General features: G+C 43.4%; 32 protein-coding genes and 1 pseudogene. 11 read left to right on the forward strand and 22 right to left on the reverse strand.

What is annotated here, in order from left to right:
- Positions 1-970 precede the first annotated feature (970 nt).
- The 12 genes and pseudogenes from HK413_RS06315 to HK413_RS20870 all read right to left on the reverse strand — a co-directional run bounded on the left by HK413_RS06315 (position 971) and on the right by HK413_RS20870 (position 6,229).
- On the reverse strand, positions 971-1,288 hold the full coding sequence (locus HK413_RS06315) for a MarR family winged helix-turn-helix transcriptional regulator (RefSeq protein ID WP_175269551.1): 318 nt from the start codon (positions 1,286-1,288) through the stop codon (positions 971-973).
- Positions 1,289-1,338: 50 nt separating this feature from the next.
- Positions 1,339-1,524 (reverse strand): hypothetical protein, encoded by a 186-nt coding sequence (locus HK413_RS06320; protein WP_175269552.1) that lies wholly within the window; start codon positions 1,522-1,524, stop codon positions 1,339-1,341.
- A 155-nt stretch (positions 1,525-1,679) separates the two neighbouring features.
- The gene (locus tag HK413_RS19465) at positions 1,680-2,144 is read right to left on the reverse strand and encodes a lycopene cyclase domain-containing protein (protein ID WP_317169349.1); all 465 of its coding nucleotides are present in this window, start codon (positions 2,142-2,144) and stop codon (positions 1,680-1,682) included.
- Positions 2,136-2,381: pseudogene (locus HK413_RS19470) on the reverse strand (lycopene cyclase domain-containing protein); the annotation flags it as partial. The gene HK413_RS19465 and the pseudogene HK413_RS19470, both read right to left, overlap by 9 nt.
- Positions 2,382-2,561: 180 nt before the next feature.
- The gene (locus HK413_RS17110) at positions 2,562-2,789 is read right to left on the reverse strand and encodes a sterol desaturase family protein (RefSeq protein WP_246229945.1); all 228 of its coding nucleotides are present in this window, start codon (positions 2,787-2,789) and stop codon (positions 2,562-2,564) included.
- 86 nt (positions 2,790-2,875) lie between these two features.
- Positions 2,876-3,397: an isopentenyl-diphosphate Delta-isomerase gene (gene idi / locus HK413_RS06335; protein WP_217452108.1), complete on the reverse strand. Its 522-nt coding sequence runs from the start codon at positions 3,395-3,397 to the stop codon at positions 2,876-2,878.
- Entirely contained in the window at positions 3,394-3,591 is a 198-nt protein-coding gene (locus tag HK413_RS06340) for a hypothetical protein (protein WP_175269554.1), read from the reverse strand. Before HK413_RS06340 ends, idi begins: the two co-directional genes overlap by 4 nt.
- A 297-nt stretch (positions 3,592-3,888) precedes the next feature.
- Positions 3,889-4,725, reverse strand: a complete 837-nt coding sequence (locus tag HK413_RS06345) for a phytoene/squalene synthase family protein (RefSeq protein WP_175269555.1) — start codon at positions 4,723-4,725, stop codon at positions 3,889-3,891.
- Positions 4,709-4,879 carry a hypothetical protein gene (locus HK413_RS20855; RefSeq protein ID WP_317169342.1) on the reverse strand — a complete coding sequence of 57 codons (171 nt, stop codon included), beginning with the start codon at positions 4,877-4,879 and terminating at the stop codon, positions 4,709-4,711. The genes HK413_RS06345 and HK413_RS20855 overlap by 17 nt, the downstream gene beginning before the upstream one ends.
- 62 nt (positions 4,880-4,941) lie before the next feature.
- Positions 4,942-5,613, reverse strand: coding sequence for a phytoene desaturase family protein (locus HK413_RS20860; RefSeq protein WP_317169343.1), 672 nt, complete (start codon positions 5,611-5,613; stop codon positions 4,942-4,944).
- A 5-nt stretch (positions 5,614-5,618) separates the two neighbouring features.
- Complete coding sequence (locus HK413_RS20865; protein ID WP_317169344.1) at positions 5,619-5,957, reverse strand: hypothetical protein; 339 nt, start codon at positions 5,955-5,957, stop codon at positions 5,619-5,621.
- Positions 5,954-6,229 carry a phytoene desaturase family protein gene (locus HK413_RS20870; RefSeq protein WP_317169345.1) on the reverse strand — a complete coding sequence of 92 codons (276 nt, stop codon included), beginning with the start codon at positions 6,227-6,229 and terminating at the stop codon, positions 5,954-5,956. Before HK413_RS20870 ends, HK413_RS20865 begins: the two co-directional genes overlap by 4 nt.
- Positions 6,230-6,485: 256 nt before the next feature.
- On the opposite strand from HK413_RS20870, the gene HK413_RS06355 reads away from it, so the two are divergent.
- The gene (locus HK413_RS06355; protein ID WP_175269556.1) at positions 6,486-6,800 is read left to right on the forward strand and encodes a hypothetical protein; all 315 of its coding nucleotides are present in this window, start codon (positions 6,486-6,488) and stop codon (positions 6,798-6,800) included.
- A 168-nt stretch (positions 6,801-6,968) separates the two neighbouring features.
- Positions 6,969-7,157, forward strand: coding sequence for a hypothetical protein (locus tag HK413_RS06360; RefSeq protein ID WP_217452109.1), 189 nt, complete (start codon positions 6,969-6,971; stop codon positions 7,155-7,157).
- Positions 7,158-7,183: 26 nt separating this feature from the next.
- Here the strand turns inward: HK413_RS06360 and HK413_RS06365 are convergent, their stop codons facing one another.
- From HK413_RS06365 to HK413_RS06390, 6 genes are all read right to left on the reverse strand, one after another.
- A complete protein-coding gene (locus tag HK413_RS06365) occupies positions 7,184-7,429 on the reverse strand; it encodes a glycosyl hydrolase-related protein (RefSeq protein ID WP_175269558.1) in 246 nt (81 codons plus the stop codon).
- Positions 7,430-7,482: 53 nt separating this feature from the next.
- Positions 7,483-7,764, reverse strand: coding sequence for a hypothetical protein (locus HK413_RS06370; protein WP_175269559.1), 282 nt, complete (start codon positions 7,762-7,764; stop codon positions 7,483-7,485).
- Positions 7,734-8,324, reverse strand: a complete 591-nt coding sequence (locus HK413_RS06375) for a glycoside hydrolase family 38 C-terminal domain-containing protein (RefSeq protein ID WP_175269560.1) — start codon at positions 8,322-8,324, stop codon at positions 7,734-7,736. The genes HK413_RS06370 and HK413_RS06375 overlap by 31 nt, the downstream gene beginning before the upstream one ends.
- Before the next feature lie 42 nt (positions 8,325-8,366).
- Entirely contained in the window at positions 8,367-8,744 is a 378-nt protein-coding gene (locus HK413_RS06380; protein WP_246229946.1) for a hypothetical protein, read from the reverse strand.
- Between the two features lie 155 nt (positions 8,745-8,899).
- Entirely contained in the window at positions 8,900-9,310 is a 411-nt protein-coding gene (locus tag HK413_RS06385) for a polysaccharide deacetylase family protein (RefSeq protein ID WP_175269561.1), read from the reverse strand.
- Between the two features lie 39 nt (positions 9,311-9,349).
- Positions 9,350-9,715 (reverse strand): glycoside hydrolase family 38 N-terminal domain-containing protein, encoded by a 366-nt coding sequence (locus HK413_RS06390; protein WP_175269562.1) that lies wholly within the window; start codon positions 9,713-9,715, stop codon positions 9,350-9,352.
- A gap of 519 nt (positions 9,716-10,234) precedes the next feature.
- Here HK413_RS06390 and HK413_RS06395 point away from each other — a divergent pair.
- Positions 10,235-11,422 carry a hypothetical protein gene (locus HK413_RS06395; RefSeq protein WP_217452110.1) on the forward strand — a complete coding sequence of 396 codons (1,188 nt, stop codon included), beginning with the start codon at positions 10,235-10,237 and terminating at the stop codon, positions 11,420-11,422.
- A gap of 13 nt (positions 11,423-11,435) precedes the next feature.
- Entirely contained in the window at positions 11,436-13,091 is a 1,656-nt protein-coding gene (locus HK413_RS06400; RefSeq protein WP_175269563.1) for a hypothetical protein, read from the forward strand.
- Between the two features lie 5 nt (positions 13,092-13,096).
- On the opposite strand, the gene HK413_RS19475 is transcribed toward HK413_RS06400, so the two are convergent.
- From HK413_RS19475 to HK413_RS06410, 4 genes are all read right to left on the reverse strand, one after another.
- Positions 13,097-13,666: a glycoside hydrolase gene (locus HK413_RS19475; RefSeq protein ID WP_217452111.1), complete on the reverse strand. Its 570-nt coding sequence runs from the start codon at positions 13,664-13,666 to the stop codon at positions 13,097-13,099.
- Entirely contained in the window at positions 13,597-14,658 is a 1,062-nt protein-coding gene (locus HK413_RS17115) for a glycoside hydrolase (RefSeq protein WP_217452112.1), read from the reverse strand. The genes HK413_RS19475 and HK413_RS17115 overlap by 70 nt, the downstream gene beginning before the upstream one ends.
- 76 nt (positions 14,659-14,734) lie before the next feature.
- On the reverse strand, positions 14,735-15,109 hold the full coding sequence (locus HK413_RS14975) for an ABC transporter permease (protein WP_217452113.1): 375 nt from the start codon (positions 15,107-15,109) through the stop codon (positions 14,735-14,737).
- Positions 15,085-17,145: an ABC transporter permease gene (locus tag HK413_RS06410; RefSeq protein ID WP_217452114.1), complete on the reverse strand. Its 2,061-nt coding sequence runs from the start codon at positions 17,143-17,145 to the stop codon at positions 15,085-15,087. The genes HK413_RS14975 and HK413_RS06410 overlap by 25 nt, the downstream gene beginning before the upstream one ends.
- Before the next feature lie 284 nt (positions 17,146-17,429).
- On the opposite strand from HK413_RS06410, the gene HK413_RS06415 reads away from it, so the two are divergent.
- From HK413_RS06415 to HK413_RS17130, 7 genes are read left to right on the forward strand one after another with little or no spacing between them, the layout of a single operon-like run.
- Positions 17,430-17,651: a hypothetical protein gene (locus HK413_RS06415; protein ID WP_175269564.1), complete on the forward strand. Its 222-nt coding sequence runs from the start codon at positions 17,430-17,432 to the stop codon at positions 17,649-17,651.
- Positions 17,596-18,918 carry a glycoside hydrolase family 172 protein gene (locus tag HK413_RS06420; RefSeq protein WP_175269565.1) on the forward strand — a complete coding sequence of 441 codons (1,323 nt, stop codon included), beginning with the start codon at positions 17,596-17,598 and terminating at the stop codon, positions 18,916-18,918. The genes HK413_RS06415 and HK413_RS06420 overlap by 56 nt, the downstream gene beginning before the upstream one ends.
- Entirely contained in the window at positions 18,915-19,358 is a 444-nt protein-coding gene (locus tag HK413_RS06425; RefSeq protein WP_175269566.1) for a DUF4395 domain-containing protein, read from the forward strand. The genes HK413_RS06420 and HK413_RS06425 overlap by 4 nt, the downstream gene beginning before the upstream one ends.
- Before the next feature lie 48 nt (positions 19,359-19,406).
- Positions 19,407-20,372 carry a beta-L-arabinofuranosidase domain-containing protein gene (locus HK413_RS17120; RefSeq protein WP_246229948.1) on the forward strand — a complete coding sequence of 322 codons (966 nt, stop codon included), beginning with the start codon at positions 19,407-19,409 and terminating at the stop codon, positions 20,370-20,372.
- On the forward strand, positions 20,369-20,857 hold the full coding sequence (locus tag HK413_RS17125) for a glycoside hydrolase family 127 protein (RefSeq protein WP_262886814.1): 489 nt from the start codon (positions 20,369-20,371) through the stop codon (positions 20,855-20,857). Before HK413_RS17120 ends, HK413_RS17125 begins: the two co-directional genes overlap by 4 nt.
- A gap of 13 nt (positions 20,858-20,870) precedes the next feature.
- A complete protein-coding gene (locus HK413_RS20875) occupies positions 20,871-20,993 on the forward strand; it encodes a beta-L-arabinofuranosidase domain-containing protein (protein ID WP_317169350.1) in 123 nt (40 codons plus the stop codon).
- Positions 20,950-21,420, forward strand: a complete 471-nt coding sequence (locus tag HK413_RS17130) for a hypothetical protein (RefSeq protein WP_246229950.1) — start codon at positions 20,950-20,952, stop codon at positions 21,418-21,420. Before HK413_RS20875 ends, HK413_RS17130 begins: the two co-directional genes overlap by 44 nt.
- Positions 21,421-21,456 lie beyond the last annotated feature (36 nt).

Raw genomic sequence — 21,456 nt, forward strand, 5'->3', positions numbered from 1 at the left:
AGAGAGTGTAATGATGCGAAGCCGCTCGCAGTCATCACAGTTGCCGCAGCGTTTGAATACCTGCATTCATAAATAATGTACCACCCACATGAAAAATGGCTTATGAAATAGTATAACACGTTCTTCACCAAACATTACGGTGATTGCAGGGAGAGTTTCTCAGCTGTGGCGAATTTGCTTAACACGTTGCAATATTGGCCGTGAGTCCTCATGAGAGCGCATGAGCGAGCGTACAGTGATTGAGTTACTTGGAATACCATTGTTGCTGCGTCGAGCAATTGGGTGGTCAGCATAGCGCATGACCTGAAACACAGATCACCACATTATGGCGCGACTCGATTATCGAAATGCTGATGGTGAAAACAGCTTTAACGGCCCAGCCAGCCACGCTATATTGTTTACTACTCGCTGGCGATGATATTAACAGATTTAACCCGATTTATTTGACCGGTATTTAATTTATCGGCAATCTAATATCGGCAATCTACCTAAGCCTAAGGGCAGGTAACGGTCGATGTGTCTGCGGAATAACATGAGGTCAGATATAGCAAATATTACTTAACCTGCCAAATTTTACCTTCAACAGGCGTTTTTGACCGCGAAAAGGGTTGTTGTCAGTTTGCTAAACGGTGTTTCAAGATAATTAGAAAAATTCTTAAAATTTAGCACATAGTGTTTCGAGCCATCCCATTTCTATTGCCATTTAAGCAGTATGTTGTTCCCTAAATTTGCAATTCTCTTAAGATCTTCTACCAAATCTTTCAACGGAGTGTCAGTATGGGGAGCAAGCCCCGCATGTCTGCGGGGCTTTTTTTATTCAATAATATGATCGGTTTGATGCGATGCCTTACATAAGTATCCAATATTCTTTTATCCCTACCCTTTCCTATCAAACTAATCTTTTATTTGGATGACCGATTGCCAATACTATACAGAATTTTCCTGTGCAAGCTTTTTAAGATCTTCTTTGTTAACTATGGTCTTCTTTTCGTAGTGTTCGGTGAAAGTTCTCCAGCTTCTGTAAAAGATATTGCAGGGTAAATTTCTCTGCTATAGTCAATTTACCGGTGATTATTTTACCCACATAATTGGTATGTTCAAATACCTGAAATAATAGTTTCCTGCCCTCATCAGTAATGGCAATGTGTTTACTTCTTTTGTCCTTCACATCATCCCACTGTCTCACCAGCCCTGAAGCAATCAAGCGCTTGATTACTTCTGTTCCCGACGTTTTTTCCTGCAAATTGTGCCCTATCAGTTCACTTTTAGACAGATGCGTGTGCGTCATTAAAATCGCCAGCGCGGTAAAATCCTCGGCAGTTTGTAAAGGGGTGCCTTCTAATGCTTTTTAATATAAGATTTCGCATACCGGCTCATAAAAACAAAAAGGCGGCCGATGTTATTATCTAATTGATAGGCGATATCCAAAGCGGCACTGTCACTGTCGCCAAATCTCACTTCACTGTCATGCCCGTTCCCCCCGGTGTCACCAACTTTATTCAGCAAAAAACCTGTAAAATCCACGGATAGAGACTTCCCGGCCCCGGTTTTCTTGTTCCAGTTCTTCTACGAGGGTTATCAATTGATGAATGAGTTGGTATGATTTCATATTTTCGTTAATTATAAGTATCGCTAACAGTTCAAATTTAGTTTGTCTTAAGCGTTCGGCTTTGCGTATTTTAAAGCGGCCCGGTAGTTTGCTGTTTTAAAGTTTTACTTCGTTGATAAATATTTGAGTTTATAGCTGAATAAATCATCACATTTAAAAGGATCAGGTCCATTCCATAAAATATATCTTCAAAAGGTATAGTGAGTATACGCAGCCCAATAATATGCAATGGATTATACCACACCACAGGGTTTGCCAGGCCCGTCCCCGTAAGCAGGCCGTTTACGATTATAAAAGGCAGTAAAAGCACCAAATAGGTGGTGTAGAATTGAGAAAGCCAGTTTACCTTTAAAACGAATTGTGCTATAATCAACAGTATAGCCAATACCACAAAAGTATAGCTGGTATAGCTTAAAGCATGAAACCGGATGGACATGAAGAAGGATAAGGCTATTAGTGTCGAAGTGATAACAAGTTGCCCTCGCTTTGATAGCTTCTTTTTAATAAGTACGCTTAAACAGGTATAAGTAAACATGCAAGAATAAGGGATACATAAAAAGAACAGCACCTCTTCTATAGGTAGATTGCCGATATTAATACCGGTCAAATAATCCGGGTTAAATCCCCATATTTTTAAATGGGTGAAATACATGTCCCAGCTAATAAATGCTACCGCTGTTAATATCATCGCCGGAAAAAGCGAGGGCCAGTTTTTATAAAACTTCAGGCCTGGATGAAACGAAAAAAACAAACGGAACAAGTACAGAAAAAAGGTCGATGAGCAGGTAAGTCAGTCTCATGACGGGCCGTTTTTTGAGTTGTTACTAAAGTATTTCCGCGAAACCCATAACATACCGAAGCTTTCACCGTCATGTTTTCCGATGTGCTTGTTGCATTTTATGCGCCCGCCTAATTGCTTTTAAATAATGGCTATTTGAATTGCGGAGCAGTTTTATACGTTGATGTATAAACAGATCATGCACAAAAAATAACAAGCGCCGTAAAGGGTGATGCCCGTACCGATGGAGGTTAGTACCGGTACGCTATAAAACGCTCCTGCAGCCGGGCAGGCAATTCCCGGCAGCGCGAATATCAGAAAAAACAAGTCGTTGCGTTCCAAAAAGCCATAATGTTCTTTCAAATGGTGATCACGGTGTAGCGACCATAAAATACCATGCATAATATATTTATGAGTTAACCAGGGCTACTCCCTCCATACCGAAAAATGCGGCCAATATTACAGCGATGTTAATAAGCAAATTCATTTTAAACAACTTTATAATACATTTCCAACACCTGTTCAAGGCATATTTTAAACCAAGGGGTGTATTTATTGGGCTGCTCCAATAGTTCAAATAGCAGCAGGTCTGTGTCTATATACCTGAAATCACCCACTTCGTCTGGGTTAGGCAATGGCAATTCATCACTGATACCCATAAAAACGTGGTCATATTCGTTTTCAATAAGCCCGTTTTCAAACTCATGGCGATAACTGAATTGGAACAATTCGGTTAGCTCACAGTTTATTCCCATTTCTTCCTGCAAACGCCGATGGGCCGCATCAGAGGTACTTTCGCCTAAACGGGGATGGCTGCAACAGGTATTTGTCCAAAGCCCGCCAGAGTGGTATTTATCCAAAGCCCTTTGCTGCAGCAACAATTGACCTTTGCTGTTAAATATAAAAACGGAGAAGGCACGGTGAAGTGTCCCTGAACGGTGAGCGGCCATTTTATCCATCGTTCCAATAGCTCCACCACTGGCATTAACAATCATTACACTCTCTTTCAATTTTTAAGTTGTTTTAATTTATCCTGTTTAATAACAGCTAAACGGGATAAATAGTTAAAGATCATTTCTTTCAGTTCAGGGTCATTACTGTTTTTGGTATTAACCATCAGGTAGTGTTTGTCACTATCCAGTTCATCATGATAATCTAAAAAAGCAGGCAGGTTATTTTGAATAGAAAATCGGATAAACCGCATTTCCAGATTGAGGGTGTCTCGGCTAAAAGCTTTTTGATCAAATTTTTTCCTTTGTTAAACTTATCAAACTTAACAATTGGATTTACTGCGTATTTAGCCTGTAACATCTCATTAGCCCCTTTATAGCAAACCAACACCGGTGCCGCATCACTATCCACCTGAAGCATCAACTGATTTAGCTGTAACGCATCCTGCTTAACTTTAGCGGCACGCTGGTAAAGCCCCGTATCTTACTTAAATCAACAGCTTGAACTGCAAGCGCACCTAACGGTAGCATAAAAAGGTACAGCAGTACTTTCATAGCACATTTAATTTGTACCTGATCAATGAATCAAACATTAAATAAAATTTGTGGCCGTTTGATACCCGTATCCTTTCGGACATTACCTTTTTGGCCGGCACTTTGGCAATCTTACGAAATAACTGTTTATAATAAACATAAGCAAGGTACACCCCTTTACGGCAGGTAAGCGGCAATTGCCTGATCCCGGTTAGGGCGTCGTTAAATTCATTCAATATATCTTCTTCAATGGCCCGTTTATTTTCATCAGAGAATGCAGCAAGGTCTACATTGGGGAAATAAGTACGGTTAAGCTCCAGATAATCGGTATTAACATCCCGAAGGAAATTCACTTTCTGAAAAGCGGAGCCCAACTTCATGGCAGGGATTTTTAGGCGTTCAAATTCTTCATCATTACCATTAGTGAACACATGCAAACACATCAGCCCTACTACCTGTGCAGAACCCATAATGTATTGCTCATATTTTTCGGCATTATAGTATTGTTCGCCTAAATCCATTTCCATGCTGTTTAGAAACTGTATGATCAGGGTATGCGCTATGCCGAACCGGTTGACTACCTCCTGAAATGAGTTGATCACCGGGTTAATACTTATCCCGCGTTCGATAGCTGTAAAGGTATCGGCCTTTAATTCGGCCAGCATTTGCGATTTAGGGTATCCATGGAAACTATCCACAATCTCATCGGCCAGCCTAACGAATCCATAGATCGCATGTATAGGATCGCGTACTTCTTTATTAAAAAACAATATCCCCAGGGAAAAGCTGGTACTATATAACCGGGTTGTTTCCCTGCTGCACGTAGCAGATAGTGTATCAAATCGTTCTTTCATTATGATTGAGGTATTGAATGAGTAATTGAGCAGAAACCTTACCTGAAATAATTGAAGGCGGTACACCCGGCCCTGGCACGGTGAGCTGGCCGGCGTAAAATAGATTTTTTACTTTTTTATTTTTGATAGAAGGCTTAAGGTGAGCGGTTTGCATCAGTGTATTTGCCAGGCCATAAGCATTGCCTTTAAAGGAATTATAGTCTGCTTTAAAATCTTTTACACAGTAGCTTTTTTGTAGTCGAGGCTGCTTTTGATAGATATGCCGGTATAATCTTCCGGGCGATTCATGATCAGGGCAAAATATTCTTCACGAAGCATCTCCGTATCTTCTATACCGGGAGCCAGCGGCATCAGGATAAATAGATTTTCATGCCCGGCAGGTGCTACACTGTCATCCGACTTTGAGGGGCAGCAAACGTAAAAAAGCGGTTTGGTAGGCCATTGGGGGTCTTTATATATTTCTTTCGCGTGTAACTTGAGGTCTGCATCGAAAAACAAGGTATGATGTTCTAATTTTTCGATTTTACAGGTTACGCCCGGGTAAAAGATCAGGCTCGAAGGAGCCATTACCCTCTTACCCCAATAATTTGCATCGTAATTTCTTAATGACGGATCAAGCAATTGTTCTTCTACATGGTGATAATCTGCCGACGCAATAACACCGTCATAAGGACTATCGCCGTATTTTGTGCTGATTTGATCGATCCGCCCATCCACGACATGAAAATGAGTTACCGGCGAATCCGTATGAAAAACAACACCCTGTGCTTCACAAACTTTTTGCATGGCCTCAATTACTTTACCGAAGCCGCCTTTAGGGTACCCGGTACCCAGTTTCAATCCGGCATAATTCATCAGGCTGTATAATGCTGGGGTATCTTCGGGCATCGCGCCTAAAAAAGCACCGGGAATTCCATCAGGGTAATTAAGCGCTGATCTTTAAAAAAACGCCGAACGTGTTTGCTAAAAGATGTAAACACCTGCAGTTTAAATGCGCCCCTGATAAGGTCCCAGTCGGCAAATTCAAGTAAGGAAAGGCCGGGCTTATGCACCAGCTTGTTCATACCTGTGTTATATTTATAAGTAGCCTCTTCTAAAAAAAGCGCTAACTGTTTGGCGCTTCCTGCCTCAATAGATTCAAACAATGTTTCTAAGGCAGCATAATCCGCAGGTATGTTTAAAATATCGTGTTTCCCAAAAACAACGGTAAATCCAGGATCAAGTTGTTTCAATTCGTAAAAGTCTGATGCCTGATAACCAAAGTCGTTAAAGAAGGTTCAAAAACTTCGGGCATCCAATACCAGCTGGGGCCCATATCGAAAGTATAACCATTAGCGATCAATTGGCGTGCGCGGCCTCCTATTTCAGTGTTCTTTTCATACACATTAACAGTGCTACCTGCTTTGGCTAAATATGCCGCAGCACTTAACCCTGAAAAGCCTGAACCGATAACAGCAACTGCCGGCTCATCCGTATAAGATACTTTTGGTGTTTTATTTGACATTATACTTAGAACATCTTATGTTCCGAAGCAAATATAATACAATATCACACTAAACAAAAAATAATAGTATTAAATTGTACAAAAATAGGTTGTAATTTAGTCTATATCTATTGAAGACAGGCAAAGCCTTTAAGTATAAATTTAAAGGCTTTTTAAATCAATGTTGCTTAACGAACTTGGTTGTACTATATCAAACAAAAGGTTTTAAATATGTCATTGAGTTTTTATTTTTACGAAATAACCGACCCCAAAGCTTATGTTTTACCTTATTGCTACTGCAGCTACAGCATTATTTATTGCACACGTAGTGTTACTTTTTACATCTTTCCAAAAATCAGAGTTAGTACCGGCCCGTTACTTTTATTCGCACTTAACTTTGTGGCTAACCGGCGTACTGGTGTTTGTATTGGCACTTTTATACAGCGGCGCCGGCCAATTATCGTTTTTAGATTACTTTGATACCATGCAAAAAAAGGTAATGATATTGGTATTTACCTTCGCCCTGTCGTTAGTAGCGCATCTTATTGTGCGGTTATTGGTACTACCATTATTAAAACCTAAAGTTAATTGAAATGATCAGGAAAATTTTAGCCGTTATAATAAGTTATATAATTTTCGCTGCAAGCGCGGTGTTATTATTTAGTTTTACAGACCGGGAACCGCATGCCGATGCTACCATAAACTTTAAAATTATAACGGCCGTTTACGGTATATTTTCTCTGTTTTAAGCGGATTGATTTTGCAATTAATTGCCCAAACCAAAAATCTTAACTTAAACTTTATACTGGCATTTATTATAGCTGCTCTTGCTATGGTATCCCTGCTTACATCTGGCGGCAGCCATTGGACGCAGCTATTCGCTATCATTATTTTTGCACCTGCATCAACATTGGGCGGGGCGATGTACTTAAAAAGACAATCCGGCTAATTCAGATAAATAGTACAACCCACGCTTTATTTTTCTATCCTCACTGTCAATATCCCTTTAGCCGGTATAGTAAAATTGTTATTCAGGCTGCCCTTTTTATCCTCTGTTAAGTTACTTTCCCATATCTTTATGGCTGGTGTGCCCTGCGGGGTGATATTAACACGGGTTTGCGCATCTCCGGCATTTACCAGATCTGCTATTACGCCATTGCCGTCATCAGCAGGCTTTATTGATTCTACGTATATATTATAACCATCAACTTTAAAAAACAATTTACTGTTAGCATCACCCGATGCAGTTGCAGCAATTAATGGCTGATGGTTGTTTAAACCGTCTGGTTAGCTTTAAAGCTATCATAACTACTGGCATGCGCGGCGAAAACATAATGGAACGTAGCCAAACCTCCCTGGTCTGCAGGGAAATTTGTATGCCATAAATTATTCATCACCCACGAATAAATTTTCGATGATTGCGGCGTGTATTTTAACCATAGCGGCGATAAACGCAAGCCACCCAACAATCCACCGGTAGTAATCCTGCCTATCTCAAATAACGGCGCATCCGGGCTTGACCAGGTTATACCATACGATGCATTTGAGACATCCACCCAACGTTGCATGGTATACCAGTTGCGGTTTGAATTTGTAAGCTGATCCGTTTCAGCAGTAATACTTCCCGGGGAATACTGTACCGCACTTTAGCATCTGGTACTTTAAATGGAAATGCAAAATGCACACTCTCCTTTTTACGAATAGCTATTTTATCGATGGTATTTATCAGCTCAACTTTATCCAGGCCGTTAACTAATCTTATTTCGCGGGTAAGGCCATTTGTACCCGGTGCCTGCGAAGTAATCAGCAAGCTTATCACCAAAGGCCCTTTTTCTTTTATGCTGATTTTGGGTGTTAAACTTGTAGTGATCTTTTGCAGCGAATCGCCGGGCATGTACAGGTATTTATTAAAGCCGGCGGTGTCAACCAAAATTAAATTATTGTTCCCTTGTTTTTTTATTATGTGATTGATATCGCCGGTTGATTTATCAATAGCGACAGTATAAACGCCGTTGCTTAAGCTGCTTTGGCTAATGATTGCCGCGCCTTGAGCAAAAGCTTTCCCTGCACTTACTGTGTAGGTGCTCTTACTAAATGCGGGTACGGTAGTCGCCACAAAAGCCAGCTCGCCAGTACTTAAGCGTTGCGATGGGACTTTTTACCGGTAGCATCTTTCACCAAATCGCCGGCGCTGCTTAGCGTTACAGGTACATAAACCACATCTGTACGCGGCCACGCCGGTGTTATAAACATCAATCGCGTTTGCTTTGGCAGCTACCGGGGTAAGCGCTTTAGCGGTTAAGGTATCCGTTAAGCCTTTAGCGTGTATGGCATAGCCTTTTTTCATGGCCCATTCGCTTTTTACCTTGTCATTGTCGGGCTGGCTTACGCTGTTGAAAGCGCCCCGGGTATGCTCGTTGTATAATAACAGGTTCTTCGAGGTCTCGTCCACATCGGCTGCGGGATAAGCCGGCTTATTGCGGATGGCCCAAATGGCGTTAGCTTGTTTTAACTGATCAGAGGTTTCGCGGCTCAAAGCGGTTTCGCGTGCCGCGGATGATACGCCGTCGGTCCAGTATTCGGTATAATCGCCACTTATAGTAGGGATCTGATCCTTATAAGCGGCTTCAAAATCATTAAAGAACTGTTTGGTTGAGGTGATGATGAGCTTCGGCGATTCAAAACGTTCGTTCAGGCCTTAACGGCATCCGGTAGTTCAGGGTCTATAGGCGCGTTATCGCTCATCGCCCAGGTAAGGATGGATATGTTGTACGGGAAGTTATTCTTCTCTAATCCACCCAAATATTCAAACAGGTAAGGATTTAAGAAATTATCAGACGGGTGGCCGGTATAAAAAGGCTTGGGATCCTCAATAGTAAAAAAGTTGGGGATCTTGGTGCCTTTTAGTTTGTAACCGATAGAATATGGCTGACATTGCCAAAACAATAACTTTTGCTTGCCGGATGGCGACACCCAGTAAAATGGCTTATCCTGCCACTGCGCCAAATAGCCAATCCTGTCAGAAGCATTTGGACCCGATAAGAAATATTTAATATTGGTTTGGTTGCTTTGCGCTGATAGCCCCGAGGATGCGCCCGGCACATCGCCCGGAACATGGTGTTAATTTCTATACCATGCTTTTTAGCCAGCTTTTGCGATTCGGCAAACATCATCATCAGTTGCCTTGAATCGGTCATACTGGTATTGGTATTGCCATAGGCACCATCCGAGGCTTATCCAGCCCTTTTTCACCGCGCTCCAAAATCTTTCTTTTTTAGCCGCATCAGCTTGCTTCAGGTAATTCTCTACCACCCACATGGCCTCGGTGGTCCATTTAAATTGAGCCTCTTTAGGGTAATTAGCTGTTTTCTTAGCCAGTTCTATCGACTCATCAATATTATCCATATGCAGCTTTAAAACTTTGGCCTGCACATTGGTATAACCAATATCTACGTGCGAGTGTGGTAGTACATACACCCGCCAGTTATCTTTTGCCGGCTCAACCATGCAGCTGGCGGTATAAGTTTTTCCTTCACTCTGTACAGTAACATCTGCTTGCGTAGCAGCTTTTACAGCCGGGCCGGGTAGTAAAATTTCAAAAGCATCAGTACCCTCTTTATTAGCAGGTATTTTTACGGCCGCTGTTTTACCGTTAAAATTAATGGTAGCATCGGCCTCTGTAAATTTTTTTTTCCGCCTTTAAAAAGCAACCTTATCATGCGCCTGTTGCCATCATCACTTTTAACATAAGCAATGGTTGGTTGCAAACTAACCGACCCAAAATGTGTAGCCGATTTTGGAGCCTGCGCTTTAGAAATTATAAAAGCAATTACTAAAATCAATGTAAGAGGCAGTGTTTTCATGTTTAGATGTTTGTACATATTCAAATATAACCGCTTTTATTAGCTCATGTTTAATTAATAATAAAAATATTACCGGGAGTAAAATTGCTGATTAATATTTAATTACGATATGCTATCTTAGTGCTGTTGCTATAGCAACAAGATCAAATATATAAACCGCTAAATGAGTACTATTACCTTATCGCCAACAAAAGATATTACTGCTTCTACCGCTACGCTTACCCTGCCATTTTATATTTACGCGGTAGTATTTGCCTCGTTTTGTATTACTATTGGTTTAATATGGGATATATCCCTGGCATACCAGCATCGGGCGCGACGGCCTGTTTTCGCCACCGCATTTGGTTACGTACTGGGCGCGGTAACATCAGGCTTATTTTCGGGCTATTATGTACTGCGCTTAACCTTTGCAGGGCGTAAGGAGGAAAAGCAGCAATCCATCAACTTCTGGAAGGTTTTTTACGGATCATTAGGCGCGCTGTTTTGCATCTGGGGCGCCTTCACCATGATAACCTCTGCCCCGTTTGACGACTGGTGGCACAACACATTTGGATTGGATGTACAGATCCTGTCGCCGCCGCACACGGTATTGCTGTTGGGTATGGTAACTATTCAATTTGGTGCCATGGTAAGTGTAATGGCTCTACAAAACCGCGAAGGTATTAACTCCACCTATTCTAAAAAAACTTTGGCTGCCTGTTTCATGTTATCATCGGGCTTTTTACTGGTGATGTTATTTACCATAGCGTCCGAATATCTAACCCGGCATGATATGCACGGCTCGTTATTTTACGAGGTTGCAGGCGGATTATTTCCCTTGTTTTTAGTAGCGGTATCTATAGCATCAACTACTAAATGGGGTGCTACCCGTATGGCGGCTGTTTATATGGTGGTTATGGCTCTTTTGGTATGGATCCTCCCCATATTTCCTGCCGAACCCAAGTTAGGGCCGGTACTTAACCATATTACCCATTATCAAAGTTTCCATTTCCCGCTGTTGCTTATCTTCCCGGCAATGGCTATCGACTGGTTAAATCAACGTTTATCAAACAAGGCCTCAATCATAAGGGCATTGGCTATAGGCGCGGCTTTTGTATTGGTATTACTCGCGGTGCAATGGCCTTTCGGCGATTTTTTAACCACCGTTCATGCCCGTAATTGGTTTTTTGGTACAACGTCATGGTACTTTGGGGCAGATCCAACTTACCAATACCGTTATAGTTTTGCACCCGGGAATATTGAAACCGGCGTAATTCTGGTTAAGGGCTTAGCTACCGCCATTGTACTTGCCTTCCTGTCAAGCTGGCTGGGATTAACACGGGGCCGTTGGATGAAATCAGTTAAACGGTAACCTAATCCCTGTCATGAAAAAACTTATCCTGTTTCTTAGCCTGCTGCTGGCTGTTGTTAAAAGCTACGGCCACGTGGGCAGCCCCGGTGTTACCTTTGAGGGTAAGGCCGGGCCATATAAAGTTATTGTAAGCATTAACCCGCCTGATGTTATACCGGGCACCGCCAACGTCACCGTTTATTTGGAAGACGGTGTTAAAGGTGTAAAAGTATTTGCCAAACCCGTGTACTGGACCATAGGTGCAGACGGCACCCCACGCGCCGACCAGGCCACCGCCTTTGCCGGCCAGCCGGGGCGTTTTGATGTAAAGATCTGGTTCATGAACATGGGCACATCAAGCATTGAGATTATGATCGATGGTCCGCTGGGTAAAGGAACTGTATTGGTGCCTGTTATGGCGGTATCAACAGCTAAGCGCGCAATGCCTGCCGGTTTGGGTTGGGCCTTGTTAGGAATGGCTGTCTTTTTGGTAGTGCTGATGGTAACCATTATCAGTTCAAGCATGGGCGATAGCCAGCTAAACCCGGGCGAAGAAATTACCAAACGCCTGCGCAGGCGACGCGCCATTGGCGGCGTAAGCAGCCTGGTTATCTTAGTGCTGATATTATGGGGAGGCTTAAGCTGGTGGAACGCCGCGGCGGCTAACTATAATAAGTTTCTATATCGCCCATTACAGGCTACCACTACAGTAAACGGGCAGGATGGTACACTGACACTTACCGTTGATACCGTGCAGCTGAATAATATGACGCAAAGGCGCCGGATGAATATCACCCGTAAAATGAGCTACCCGGTGCCCGACCATGGCAAGCTGATGCACCTGTTTTTAATAAAAGCCGGCGAGCTTGATGTATTTGCGCACCTGCACCCGCAACGGGTAGACTCGGTAACTTTTACGGCCAAAATACCCAACCTGCCTGCCGGTAAATATTGGGTATATGCTGATATAACCCGCCTGAGCGGATTTGCAGAAACGATAGTAGATACGTTAGATGTTAAGGAAAATATCTTCCATAACGCAGGGTTGACTACTAAACCAACTGTAGCCGTAGACCCTGACGATACCTATTACCTGAGCAACGCTATCAACAGCAAAACCGCTACCCGTACCGGTGCGGCAATCTGCGGCTCGCCGGGGATCGAAACGAAACTGAATGATGGCTCAACCGCCGTATGGATGCAAAGTCCCGGCAAAGAAATTAAAGCCGGCGAGCTAAGCAATTTACAATTTGAAATTTTAGATCCCGAAGGAAAACCTGCCAAACTGGAACCCTATATGGGTATGATGGCACACGCGGTTATTTTAAAAGATGATGGCAGCGTATACATCCACCTGCACCCGGCGGGCAGCTATTCTATGGCATCGCAAAAGGCTTTGCTGGACAGGATCGCTTTCCATAAACCGTTGGATAAGTACCTGCCGCAACCTAAAGTATTTGCCGATAGCGTAGATCATTTTATGACCCGTTTGAACGCAATGCCGGAAGCCGACCGCAGTAAACTGCTAATGGCCAATATGCCCGATATGGCGCCATCAAAAACCGGCCCTATGGTCCACCAAATCAGTTTCCCTTATACGTTTCCTCAGCCCGGCAAATATCGTATCTGGATCCAAGCTAAGCGTAACGGGGCGATATTGAACAGCGCCTTTGACGCGGAGGTGAAATAGATCTGCTAATTAAAAACTATCGTAGTAATTGATCTTGGCTGCAAGCTAATTGCGCCGCTTAAATTGGTTACGGCTGATGGTTTTAAATCATCACCGGCGTTGGCTGATGTAGTATAAGTGCGATAGGTTTTCACCGGTTTAAAATTCTTCAGATCAGGCGTTACCAACCGGGTTTGCTGCGTATAATTAATTACCACCATTACCAGTTTATCCTTACCGCCGGCAAATGCGGATACCATTACATCCTGCGCCACATGTACAGGCGTAAGTCCGTCGTTACGGGTAGTAGCTAACCTTTTCATCCCGGGGCGCACAAAGCGGCTGTAATTGCCCAATGCCCATAAGTTTTTGGTGATGGTAAATTCGCCGTCTTTATAATCGGCATTTGGTTTTAGGGCCAGCAGGTAATAACGGGTATCCCATTCGGCGTTACCGGGCTCCCGGGCGTTCCATAATTGCCAGGCGGCGGCATTGGCAATGGTCAGGTCGTGGTTAATTACTTTGGCTAAAAACAGCGCGCAATCCATCTGGCTGCGTCGCCCCTTAGTGCCTTCTTTATAACCATCGGCCAGCATAGAGTATTCTGACTGCCAAAAGTTAACGCCATATTTAGCAGCCGTATCGGCCGGTGCTTACGTACGTTTATCAGGTTATTATCCCCATTCTCGGTAAAATAGCTATGCCCTGCTACTATCTTAGGTACATGCTTTAAACCGTTAAAACTGTACTTACCGTTAGCCGCAAACAAAGTTTGTATTTGTTGAGATGTAGCGGTGTTATTGCCATACAGATAATCCAGTTGCCCGGCTTCAGGTGTAAGTATTTTGGTGGTGAGTTTACTTTTGGTTAAGGCTGCACCCACGACTGTTATGGCATGATAGATCTCTTCATTGCTCCACGGGCTCCCCTCCCGGCTGGCCTGCCCGGGCTGGTTGGCCCAATCCCATTGCGGTTCGTTAACCGGGCTCAGGTAATTAAAGTGGAGTTTTTGTTGATCGAAATGCTTAACCACTTCGGCCAGAAAATAAGCATATGCATCATACTTGTCTGCTTTTAAATTGGCTTTATGGTCCTTAACCGTTTTATAACCCAGTCCGTTTTGCGTAAATTGTACCGGCGGGCTATTTACAAAAGCGATCAAATTCTCTACCTTATAGTCTTTCGCCTTACGCAGGAACCATTGGTAACCCGCCTGCTTATCCCAGTTATAAGTACCATCGCTGTTTAGAAAGCATTCCACCCGTTTTCTGAAATCACGGATCCCGCTGCTATCGCCCTGCTCTGCCGTACCAGCGCCAATATTAAAGCGCCAGGCAGATAAGCCAATACCTTTTAGCGTACCATCTGGCCCGGCTTCTTTACTAAAGAGCAGTTCGGCCATTCTTTCACGCTTCTCTATGGGCCAATATTTACCAATCCCCTCAGAGAACCAGCAGCCGGATGCGCCAATGTTATCAATAGTTTGCGCAGTGTTTTTGGCATCGATAGTGATGGTAAGGGTTTGTGCCGATAGTAATTCCGGCAATAAGCAGGCAATAAAAAGCAGGTATTTCAGGACGATTTTCACGTGCCTAATTTATAACAAAAAAGCCGGTAGCTTTATAAGCTACCGGCAATTAATTAATATGATCAGTTAGGTGTTATTATTCTGTTTTAAGGCTATTTACCGGGTTCATTAGCGCGGCTTTTATACTTAGCCATGATACGGTTGCAAAAGCGATGATCAGCACCACTATAAATGGCAACAGGAAGAATAACGGGCTGATCCCGATCCTGAAGGCATAGCCATTCAACCATTGATGCACGGCGTACCAGGCAATGGGCGCGGCAACCACGAAGGCGGCCAAAACCAGCAGGGCAAAGTCTTTATATAACAATTGCAGGATACTATTAACCGATGCACCCAAAACTTTACGGATTCCTATCTCGCGGGTGCGTTGTACAATGGTGTATGACACCAGGCCAAACAATCCCATGCATGCCACAAAAATGGCTATGACAGTAAAGGTGCCAAACACAGCGCTAAAGCGTTGATCGGCTTTGTATTGCTCATTAAAGTGATCATCCGGAAGTAAAAATCAAACGAATCGCCGGGATAACGCTCTGCCCATTTCGCTTTAAGGCTTGCTATGGATTGGGCAACGTTATTAGTATGGATCTTAACCGATACATTGCCTTGCGCCCATGGGTCATAATCAAAAATGATAGCGTCATATTTATCGCGCAATGATCGCTGATGAAAATCTTCGGTAATGCCGATAATGGTTTGTGGCTTGTCGTCAAACAGCATTTGCTTACCTATCATATCTTCGGGTTTGTTAAAGCCAAACAGTTGGGATGCAGTACGGCTAACAACTAAGGCATCATTGTCGCCCGGATGATCAGGCGAGTAACCCCGGCCGGCAATGATCTTGATGCCATAATTTTTCAGGAAATCCATATCTATCCTCATTACCCGGGCTTGTACGTTGGCGTTTTTGCTTTGGCCTACCATACGCAGCGCGCCCATGTTGTTGTTCACTTCAGCGCCCGGCACATCGCTTGATATGGTAACGCTTTTAACGGTTGGCAGGGCCAGTGCGCTTTCCTTAAAAACTCGCGCTTCGCGACGCATCGAATCAACCTGTATCAACGGCGACCTGATCACTACCGTTTGATCGATATTTACACCCAGTTTTTGGCTCTGCATAAAGCTGATCTGTTTGTAAACCGTAAGTGCTCCTATCAGCAGAAAAATTGATGCAGCAAACTGAAAAACAACCAAACCTTTACGGAGTATTACACCGTCTTTCGAATTGCTGAATTTACCTTTCAGTATCTCTACAGGGCGATAATTAGATAAAACAATTGCCGGGTAAAATCCTGAAAAGGCCGAACCTACCAAACAAATACCCACTACCGATAGCCAAAACGCAGGCCTGATAAATATTGTAAAACCGATATCAATACCACTTATAGCGGCAAATGCTGGCAGGCAGGCGGCTATAATAAACACGGCCAGTAACATAGCCAAACTATTTAACACAATAGCCTCAAACATAAACTGGGCTATTAATTGGCTTTTGCCTGATCCTAAAGTTTTGCGCACGCCAACCTCTTTGGCGCGGGCCGGGCCGCGGGCAGTAGCCAGGTTAATGTAATTGATCCATGCTATTACAATTACAAAAATGGCTATGCCCAGCAGCAGGTAAACAGATTTGCTGTCGCCATTGGGGCCGGCCTCCTTTTTACGGTTTGAGTAAAGGTGGATATCATTTACAGGTTGCAAGGTGTAGATTGCTTTCTCGTTTGGCTGATCGACAAGACCGCGGTCGGCAATGGGAACAAACTTGGCTTGAAGGGCCTTGGGGTCTACCCCGGGTTTTAATAGTACATAGGTTAAAAAGCCGTCAGTAAACCAAAATTTATCACGCTCATAAGTTGCAGGCACCGGGTCCAAAACGTTACGGGTAGCGTATGATACCAGTACATTCAATTTTAGGTGCGAGTTATTGGGCATATCTTTCATCACACCTGTAACTTTTATGGGTTTATTAAATATTGTGATTATTTGCCCCATTGCATTAGCGCCATGAAACAACTTATTAGCTATACTTTCGGATAGTACTACGGAGCTTGGTTCGGTTAAAACGGTGTTTGGGTTGCCTTGCAGTAAAGGGTAGCTAAACATTTTAAAAAAGGCAGGCGTTACCAAATAGACATTTTTGTCTACCAAATTAATATTGCTTTTGCTAACCAATTGTTGCCCATAACCCAACATTTTCACATATGCCTCAATATCGTCGGGGAAAGCTTCTTTAAAAGCCTGCCCGGCAGCCGATGCGCCTGCAGCCCATTGTGTACTTAGTTTACCGCCGGTATATCTATCCTCATTAATGCGGTAAAGCCTGGCACTGTTGGTATTAAATTTATCATAGCTCAATTCAAAACTCACATATTGCATAATAAGCAGACAAGCCGCCATACCAACAGCCAACCCCACAATATTGATAAATGAGAAGGCTTTATTTTTAGCCAAATTCCTGAAAACAACGCGTAAATAATTTTTGATCATGGCACTGATTTTTTTATACTGATGAATAAAGCCAATTACATGCCTTTATTTTAAATTATTAATAATCAATAAATTGCATTAAATAAATCATTTCTAACTGTTCGGTTATGTTACAGTACAGCGTACAGTTGCGTACAGGTTGGCTGTAATTTAATTAGTTATTTTTTATAGACTTGTATATGATTAAAAACCTTAGGCCAACCGTTGTTATAGTTATATCGTTATCAACGTTATTATTAGCTGGATGCGCACTGTCTGTAACAACTAATAGACTATTAGGCGACATGACTAAGTATGCGGGTAAACCATGGTACATTTATTATGAGGAACACCAGGCAAGCAGTTATGATCGTCATTCTATATCACCCGATCAGCCGGGGTGGTTTGCTAATGCTGATGCTTCTCAATATATCCGTACCGAAACAGTTGACGGCCGCCGGGGAACATGTAATGATGGATGTAGACGGCCCGGGCGTAATTGTACGTTTTTGGTTAACAACCTTTAAGCGCCATGGTAAGATCCGTATTTACTTTGATAATAAAAACAAACCAGAAATTACTGTACCGGCTTATGACCTGATGCAGATAGGCCTGCCATTGGGCAAAGCGTTGCTGCAGGCCCACTCAAGTTATGAGCCCAAAGAAAAGGGCGGCAGCACCCTTTATTTACCACTACCTTATGCCAAACATTGTAAAGTAACTTTTGAGGATGAGGATAAAGATTACCAGCCACGGTATTACCAGATAAACTATCGCACCTATCCTGCTAAACGACAGGTACAAACATTTTCTTTAAAAGAATTTGCAACAACGACTGAATTCGCCGACCGGGCAGACTATAAGCTATTGCATCCTGACACTATTTTGAATGGAAAAACAACAGAATTAAACGGCAGGATAAAACCACAGATGCAAACATCAATAAACCTTCCGCAAGAGCGCAAATGCATTAAATATATCATCATAAAGCTAAAAACAGATGACCCGCGCGACTACCAGCAAGCATTAAGATCTGCCATACTAAAAATAGAGTTTGATGGCGAACAAACGGTTTGGTGCCCCATTGGCGATTTTAGTGGCAGCGGCGTAGGCGGCAAACCATTAGTAAGCTGGTACCGCACCGTTACCAGCGACGGCGAAATTATAAGCAGGTGGGTAATGCCATACCAGCAAACAGCTAAAATAACGGTATTGAATTTAGGCGATAAGGATATAAACCTGTCGCTTAATGCGGTTACTGATAGTTGGTCATGGAGCCCTTCCAGCATGTATTTCCACGCCGACTGGAAAAGCCAGCTTAATGTGCCTATTAAACAAACAGAGAAAGATAAGCCGACGGACTGGGACCTTAACACTATAACCGGCAAGGGCATTTTTATGGGCGAAACACTTTCTGTTTACAACCACATGCATAAATGGTATGGCGAGGGCGACCAGAAGATATGGGTGGATGATAATAAGTTCCCGGTTGAGTTTGGTACGGGTACAGAGGATTATTACAATACATCATGGGCGCCGGTGGTGCTTTACCAAACGCCTTTTGCCAATGCCCCGCGGGCTGATAATGCTGACTCATTTGGTTACAACACCTTTACCCGTACCCGCAATTTGGATGGTGTACCTTTTAAAAAATATTTCCGTTTTAGTTTGGAAACCTTAGGCTGGCAAAACGGTACTGCCGACATTGCTGCTACCACCTATTGGTACGGCTTAAAAGGTGCTAAAAGCAGCGCAGCAGCAAATCAATCACAACCAACTGAATTACCTAAATGAATAACAACCTGGATTGCCCGGTAGATTTTGTACCGATAAACGAGAACCGGGCGCGTATGGTGGCGTTTTTGGTACTGCTACTTGTAGTGTCATGCTATGTTACTGTTAACTGGTTGATAGCGGCTTTTTTGTTGGTCGATTTTGCCTTGCGTAGTTTTTATTTGAATCAGTTTAGTGTGCTGGCTATCTTAGCGGGGCTGTTAATTAAACTTTTCAAAATTAAGAACAAACCGGTGGACCGCGCGCCTAAGCGCTTTGCCGCGTTTGTTGGCTTAAGTTTTATGGTGATGATATTGTTGGCGCTGCTTACCGGTTTTATCAACACGGCAAAAGTATTGCTTATTGTAATTATGATATTTGCCGTCTTAGAATCATTAGCCGGGTTTTGTGCCGGTTGCTATGTATACACCTATTTAAAACGATTTGGGTTGATAAAATAACAGCAGAATTTAAAAATTCTGATTATGTTAGCTTAAATTATCCCACCAATGAAACCTGTTTATTTATTAGTAAGCCTGCTTTGTTTAACTACGATAGCAACAACTGTAAACGCTCAGAATTATACGACGGCCAAAGCGCCTTTGCGCCAAAACCCATATATCGAGCTGCCACTTGGTGCAATTAAACCGCAGGGCTGGCTGCACCAGATGCTGATCAAACAAAAAGAAGGCGCTACCGGTAATTTAGATAAGCTTTATCCTATAGTTATGGGTAACCGTAACGGCTGGTTGGGCGGCGACGGCGACCAATGGGAACGCGGCCCTTACTGGATTGACGGACTGCTGCCATTAGCATATATTTTACAGGATAAAGAATTAATTACCAAAGTAAAGCCACGGGTAGAATGGTCCATAAAAAGTCAGACGCCGGATGGGTATTTTGGTCCGTCGAAAGATTACGGGCGCGAGCCGGGTATTCAGCGGGATAACAGCCGCGACTGGTGGCCAAAAATGGTGATGCTTAAAGTATTAAAACAATACTACCAGGCCACCAATGATAAACGTGTTATTACCCTGCTAACAAATTACTTTAAATACCAGCTTACCGAGTTACCAAAGAACCCGCTTGATCACTGGACCTTCTGGGCCAAATGGCGCGGCGGCGATAACCTGATGGTGGTTTACTGGCTGTATAATATAACCGGCGATCAGTTCCTGCTTGACCTTGCCGATTTGGTACACAAACAAACCTTTGATTTTACCGGCGCCTTCCTTAAAGGTGATATGCTAACCAGGTTAGGAAGCGCACATGGCGTAAACCTGGCCGAAGGTATGAAGGAGCCGATCATTTACTATCAGCAACATCCCGAAGATAGATATAGCGAGGCCATGAAAAAAGGCTTTGCCGACCTGACCAAATACAATGGCATGGCGCATGGTTTATTTGGTGCCGATGAATCATTACACGGCAATAACCCAACCCGGGGTCGGAATTGTGTACAGCTGTGGAGATGATGTTTACGCTGGAAAACTCGTTAGAAATAACCGGCGATATTGATTATGCCGATCGTTTAGAAAAAATTGCCTTTAACGCCCTGCCCGCGCAAACGTCCGAAGATTATATGACGCGCCAGTATTTCCAGCAGGCCAACCGGGTAAGCTTAACCCGTGCATCGCATAACTTTAACGTTAACCATGCCGGTACCGATGTAGTTTATGGTTTGCTATCGGGCTACCCGTGCTGCACTTCAAATATGCACCGGGGCTGGCCAAAGTTTGTACAAAATTTGTGGTATGCTACGCCTGATAATGGAGTTGCTGCATTGGTGTATTCTGCAAGCGAGGTTAATTTGAAAGTGGCTAATGGTATACCGGTTACTTTTAAAGAAGAAACCAACTACCCGTTTGATGAAACTATTAAGTTTACCTTAGGCATGGATAAAAAAACTAAGGCGGTTTCGTTCCCATTCCACCTGCGGATCCCGGCCACGGTGCACTAATGCCACCATTAAAATTAACGGTGCCGAAGTACAGCAAGCTAAAGGCAACCAAATAGTAAAACTGAACCGCGAATGGAAAAGCGGCGACGTAGTTGAACTGGTATTGCCGATGCACATCTTTAAAAATACGGTATGAAAACTCGGTATCGGTTGAGCGCGGTCCGCTGGTATACGGATTAAAAATTGGCGAGGAAGAAAAGCTGGTTAAAAACGACCGCGACCCAATAGCCTATGGCAGCGAGTTTTACGAGGTGAGGCCAACTACCCCATGGAACTATGGGCTGATAGAGGTGCGTGCCCGAGATCTGGAGAAATCATTCACTATCCAAAAGAAAGAAGGTGTTGCTGCTTACCCGTGGAATTTAGCTAACGCGCCCCTGCAACTAACCGTTAAGGCCCGCCGTATACCTAACTGGACTTTATATAACGACATGACCGGCCCTATGCCCTTCAGCGTGATTTATAATGAGGGCACGCCTACCGAAAAGGATGAAGAAATAACATTGGTGCCGTATGGTTGTACCGGGTTAAGGATCTCGCAATTCCCGGTGGTGGCGCGATAATAAAAACGCTCTGTCATTTCGAAACGAGTGAGAAAT

It is taken from the genome of Mucilaginibacter humi, from assembly GCF_013087555.1.

Coding starts and splice junctions, on each gene's coding strand:
- HK413_RS17125 (WP_262886814.1), top strand. CDS start 20,369: ATGATGTTTACGCTGGAAAACTCGTTAGAAATAACCGGCGATATTGAT.
- HK413_RS17120 (WP_246229948.1), top strand. CDS start 19,407: ATGAAACCTGTTTATTTATTAGTAAGCCTGCTTTGTTTAACTACGATA.
- HK413_RS06390 (WP_175269562.1), bottom strand. CDS start 9,715: ATGGTTGAGCCGGCAAAAGATAACTGGCGGGTGTATGTACTACCACAC.
- HK413_RS20860 (WP_317169343.1), bottom strand. CDS start 5,613: ATGCCCGAAGATACCCCAGCATTATACAGCCTGATGAATTATGCCGGA.
- HK413_RS06355 (WP_175269556.1), top strand. CDS start 6,486: ATGTTTTACCTTATTGCTACTGCAGCTACAGCATTATTTATTGCACAC.
- HK413_RS06410 (WP_217452114.1), bottom strand. CDS start 17,145: ATGATCAAAAATTATTTACGCGTTGTTTTCAGGAATTTGGCTAAAAAT.
- HK413_RS06345 (WP_175269555.1), bottom strand. CDS start 4,725: ATGAAAGAACGATTTGATACACTATCTGCTACGTGCAGCAGGGAAACA.
- HK413_RS20870 (WP_317169345.1), bottom strand. CDS start 6,229: ATGTCAAATAAAACACCAAAAGTATCTTATACGGATGAGCCGGCAGTT.
- HK413_RS06395 (WP_217452110.1), top strand. CDS start 10,235: ATGAGTACTATTACCTTATCGCCAACAAAAGATATTACTGCTTCTACC.
- HK413_RS19475 (WP_217452111.1), bottom strand. CDS start 13,666: ATGCTGGCCGATGGTTATAAAGAAGGCACTAAGGGGCGACGCAGCCAG.
- HK413_RS06400 (WP_175269563.1), top strand. CDS start 11,436: ATGAAAAAACTTATCCTGTTTCTTAGCCTGCTGCTGGCTGTTGTTAAA.
- HK413_RS17110 (WP_246229945.1), bottom strand. CDS start 2,789: ATGCATGGTATTTTATGGTCGCTACACCGTGATCACCATTTGAAAGAA.
- HK413_RS06415 (WP_175269564.1), top strand. CDS start 17,430: ATGACTAAGTATGCGGGTAAACCATGGTACATTTATTATGAGGAACAC.
- HK413_RS06315 (WP_175269551.1), bottom strand. CDS start 1,288: ATGACGCACACGCATCTGTCTAAAAGTGAACTGATAGGGCACAATTTG.
- HK413_RS06340 (WP_175269554.1), bottom strand. CDS start 3,591: ATGCGGTTTATCCGATTTTCTATTCAAAATAACCTGCCTGCTTTTTTA.
- HK413_RS06425 (WP_175269566.1), top strand. CDS start 18,915: ATGAATAACAACCTGGATTGCCCGGTAGATTTTGTACCGATAAACGAG.
- HK413_RS19465 (WP_317169349.1), bottom strand. CDS start 2,144: ATGTTTACTTATACCTGTTTAAGCGTACTTATTAAAAAGAAGCTATCA.
- HK413_RS20855 (WP_317169342.1), bottom strand. CDS start 4,879: ATGCAAACCGCTCACCTTAAGCCTTCTATCAAAAATAAAAAAGTAAAA.
- HK413_RS06420 (WP_175269565.1), top strand. CDS start 17,596: ATGATGGATGTAGACGGCCCGGGCGTAATTGTACGTTTTTGGTTAACA.